The organism is Pseudomonas sp. LJDD11, assembly GCF_024584215.1.
Lineage (GTDB): Bacteria > Pseudomonadota > Gammaproteobacteria > Pseudomonadales > Pseudomonadaceae > Aquipseudomonas.
Window position 1 is genome coordinate 1 of the sequence record NZ_JANJFL010000057.1, and the last position, 3,844, is coordinate 3,844.

Below are 3,844 nucleotides of genomic sequence, written 5' to 3' on the forward strand. Positions count from 1 at the left end.
CCGTTGATGAATGCCTGGGTCGGGAATTTCAATTCAGCGGCCAGCGCCTTGTATTGGTCTTTGCTCAGCAGTTCAGCCATTGGCGTGTCCTTGATGATGGGTTCAGGGGGAGTGGAGGCGAATCAGACTTCATGCCGGACTTCACGCGACGGCGGATAACCGAACACGTCGCTGTAGCACTTGCTGAAATGGCTGCCTGACACAAAGCCGCAGGCAATCGCCACTTCGAGCATCGAAAAGGTTGAGTTCTGAATCAGCCGGCGTGATTCGTTCAGTCGCAGTTGCAGGTAATACTTTTGCGGCGAAGTCCCCAGTTGCTCGCGGAACAGCCGCTGGATCTGGCGCTTCGACAGGCCGGCATAGTGCGCCAGTTGCTCCGGCTCCAGCGGCTCTTCAAGGTTGGCTTGCATCAGCGTGATCAGTTCGCGCAACGGCTTGCAGAGCTTGCGGCGCGGTGACTCACTGGTGCGCTGAAAACGGCTATGGTCGTAGTCGAGCAGGCTGGTCACCGCCTCGGCCAGGTCCGGTTCGCAGGCCTTGGCCAGCCACTTGCGCATCACCTCGAAGGCACCGGCCGGGGTGGCGGCAGTGAGGCGGTCACGGTCGAACACCATGCTATCAAGGCTTACATTGGCATTGGGCGAGCGTTCCGAAAGGGCAGTACGCTGTTCGGAGTGAATCGCGCACCGGTAACCATCGAGCAGCCCGGCCCGGCCCAGATACCAGGCGCCGTTCCACAGCCCGCCCAGAGTTATGGGAAAACCGGCGAGCTTTTTCAGCAGGCTGACCAGCCAGTCCGGCACCTGGCGCGGGGTGCGCAGGCCGCCACAGACCATCATCAGGTCGAGATCGGCGATGCGGATGTCGGTCAGTGGCGTGTTGGGCCGGATTGGAATGGCCAGGTCGCTCATGACCTCGCTGTTGCGGTAGCCGAACGTATGGACCTTGACTGAACCAGGGCGGATCAGGTTCGCGGTGGTCAGCACGTCCAGCGCCTGGGTGAAACAGGGCAGGGAGAAATTGTCCAGCAACAGAAAGCCTATGTTCGCGGTTCGCTGGGCCGCGTGCGTTGCAGGTCGGTGCTGCGCTGCCGACGTTGCAATCGTCTCGCACCAGCCATTGTCTATCGCCGTGGTCATGATGGGCATTGTTGCGTGCCAGTGTCTGAAAGAAAGCTGTCCTCAAACGGATAATGGGTCAGCAGCTCATAACCGGTGTCGGTCACCAGCAGTTGGTTCTCCAGCTTGATACCGTCACGTCCGCCGACTTCCCCTACATACGCCTCCACGCACAGCGCCATCCCCGGCTCCAGCACGCCTTCGTAGCCGTAGGACTCCAGGTCTTCCGGATAACGGATGCACGGGTACTCGTCGCACAGGCCGACACCGTGGAACATCACCCCGTAACGCTGCGCACGGCAGCTCTCAGGCAGGCGGTGGCCGCGGCTGGTCAGCTCGGTAAAGCGCACGCCGGGTTTGACCATCTCGATATTGCGGGTGATGTGCTCATGGGCGATACGGTACAGGCGCTTTTGTTCAGCGGTCGGTTCGAGGTCGCCACAAATCCAGCTGCGCGACATGTCGACACACATGCCATAGACGCCGATCAGGTCGGTGTCGAAACTCAGCAGATCACCGTCGCTCAGTACCCGCGGGCCCGATTCCTGAAACCAGGGGTTGGTGCGCGGCCCGGAGCTGAGAATGCGCGTTTCGATCCATTCACCGCCACGGCGGATATTGCCGGCATGCAGAGCGGCCCAAACGTCGTTCTCGGTGGCGCCAGCACGCATCGCCAGGCGCATCTCGGCAATCGAGGCCTCGCAAGAGGCCACCGCGCAGCGCATGGCGAGGATCTCGTCCGGGCCTTTGATGGCACGGGCGAACTCGGTGACTTCCTGACCACTGCACACTTGCACGCCAAGGGCATCAAGGGCGCGCAGCCCGGCCACTTCGATGCGATCCACCGCCAGCCGGCGATTGCTGCCAGCATGGCTGCGCAGCAGCTCATCGACTTGCCCGGCGAAGCGGCGGGCGTGCTGTTCGGTGTGTTCACCGGTCTCGAAGTAGAAAAACGAAGCGCCGCTGCGCAGCTCGCTGACCAGCGGCAGGTGCGCCGACAGGTGATCGCAGCCGTGAAAATCCCACAGCACCACATGGCCACTGGCGGCGACGAAACAGGCGCGGGCCGGGTTGTGGGTGGTCCATAACTGCATGTTTGTGGTGTCGGTGGCGTAGCGGATGTTCAGCGGGTCGAACAGCAGGATGCCGCCCAGGTCGCGCTTGACCAGTTGTTCGCGAATCCGTTGCAGGCGGTATTCACGCATGCTCGGCAGGTGCGGGGCTTGCAGTCCCAGGCTGGCCCATTCGGCGAAGGCCAGCGGGGTGGGGCCGATCTCGACGCGATCGTTATCGTCCTCTGAACCATCGGCTTTGAGGGCGGCCCGTGGTCGGGCCGGGTCGATACGGCGGGCGTGGGTGGGGATGGAAAAAGGGCTGCTCATGACGGTCCGGGCTCACGGTTATTGTTATGAAACAGGCTGCTGTAGGGCTGTAGGAGCAGCAGTGACCTTCGCAAAAGCTTCGCAGTTGAAGCTGCTCCTACGGGGCCGGCAAGCGAGCTTATTGTTTGGCGGCGTCGCGTGATGCCTGCAGCCACTGGTCGAACTGCGCACGGTGCGCGGCGACCCATTCCTTGGCGTGGCGGGTGACGTCTTTGGCCTTGTTCTCGCCTTGCTGCATTTTCAGGTTCTGGGTGCTCTCGTCATCGGTGCTGATTTGCACCAGCGACAGGAACTTCAGCGCTGCGGGGTTCTTGGCAGCGAAGTCCTTGTTGACCACGGCAACCACCTTGTCCACGGCAAAGCCCAGATTTTTGCCCTGGTACATCGTATCTACGCCGTTGTTGCCGCCGGGCAGGTCGGTCTTGGGCACCGGCAGCCAGACCACGTCCTTGCCTTCGACCAATACGCCCGAGATCCACTGCGGTACCCAGGTGTAATAGAGGATCGGTTTGCCCGCCTTGTAGCGAGTGATGGTGTCGGCCATCAGCGCGAAGTACGAGCCGCGGTTGACGTTGACGGTCTTCTCCAGACCATAGGCTTTCATGTGGTGATCGATGGTCAGCTCGCAGCCCCAGCCGGGGTTGCAGCCGGTCAGGTCGGCCTTGCCGTCACCGTCTACATCAAACAGCTTGGCGATTTCCGGCTTTTGCAGGTCGGTCAGGCTGGTGATGTTGTGGGCTTCGGCGGTCTTCTTGTCGATCAGGTAACCCTGCAGCACGCCGGGCAGAATGTCGCCTGCCTTGACCAGGGTCTTGTCGCCACCGGCCTTCTGGTAGAAGGTGTCGTGCAGGGTGTTCCATAGGTGGACGGTGAAGTCGGCATCGCCGTTGGCCAGGGCAACCATCATCACGGCATATTCGGTTTCCTTGGGCTCCTGGATCTTGTAGCCCAGCTCACGCAGGCCTTCCATGGCCACTTCGCCGCGAAAACGCTCCTCGGCAATCGGCGGGAAGATCGGTGTGACCTTGACGCCATCGCCGGGTTTCTCGGCAGAGGCCGAGGCACACAGCGAGGCGATGGCCAGCGACAGCGCGGTCGCACACTGCACAAAACGCCGGGAAACGTGGATCTTGTTCATCGTTGCTTACCTTCTTCTGGTTTTTATCCAAGGGCGGCAGATCAAAAAGAGCGAGTCATCAGGCGGTCTTGCGCCGACCTGTAGAAGGGTTGGAACCCAATATTCGCAGCACCAGGCCGACCGGGCCGGTATGGAACCAGCGCCGGCCAGGCTCGGCGGCGGTTCTTTCACCCATCGCCTGGGTCAGGCGGTCGAGGAAGATCGCC

3 protein-coding genes are annotated in these 3,844 nt (G+C 61.7%); all 3 read right to left on the reverse strand.

What is annotated here, in order from left to right:
* Positions 1-122: 122 nt before the first annotated feature.
* Positions 123-1,148, reverse strand: a complete 1,026-nt coding sequence (locus NRB16_RS28640) for a GlxA family transcriptional regulator (RefSeq protein WP_257107533.1) — start codon at positions 1,146-1,148, stop codon at positions 123-125.
* Complete coding sequence (gene dddP / locus NRB16_RS28645) at positions 1,136-2,500, reverse strand: dimethylsulfonioproprionate lyase DddP (RefSeq protein ID WP_045490712.1); 1,365 nt, start codon at positions 2,498-2,500, stop codon at positions 1,136-1,138. The genes NRB16_RS28640 and dddP overlap by 13 nt, the downstream gene beginning before the upstream one ends.
* A 118-nt stretch (positions 2,501-2,618) precedes the next feature.
* Positions 2,619-3,638 carry a glycine betaine/L-proline ABC transporter substrate-binding protein ProX gene (gene proX, locus NRB16_RS28650; RefSeq protein WP_045490714.1) on the reverse strand — a complete coding sequence of 340 codons (1,020 nt, stop codon included), beginning with the start codon at positions 3,636-3,638 and terminating at the stop codon, positions 2,619-2,621.
* Positions 3,639-3,844 lie beyond the last annotated feature (206 nt).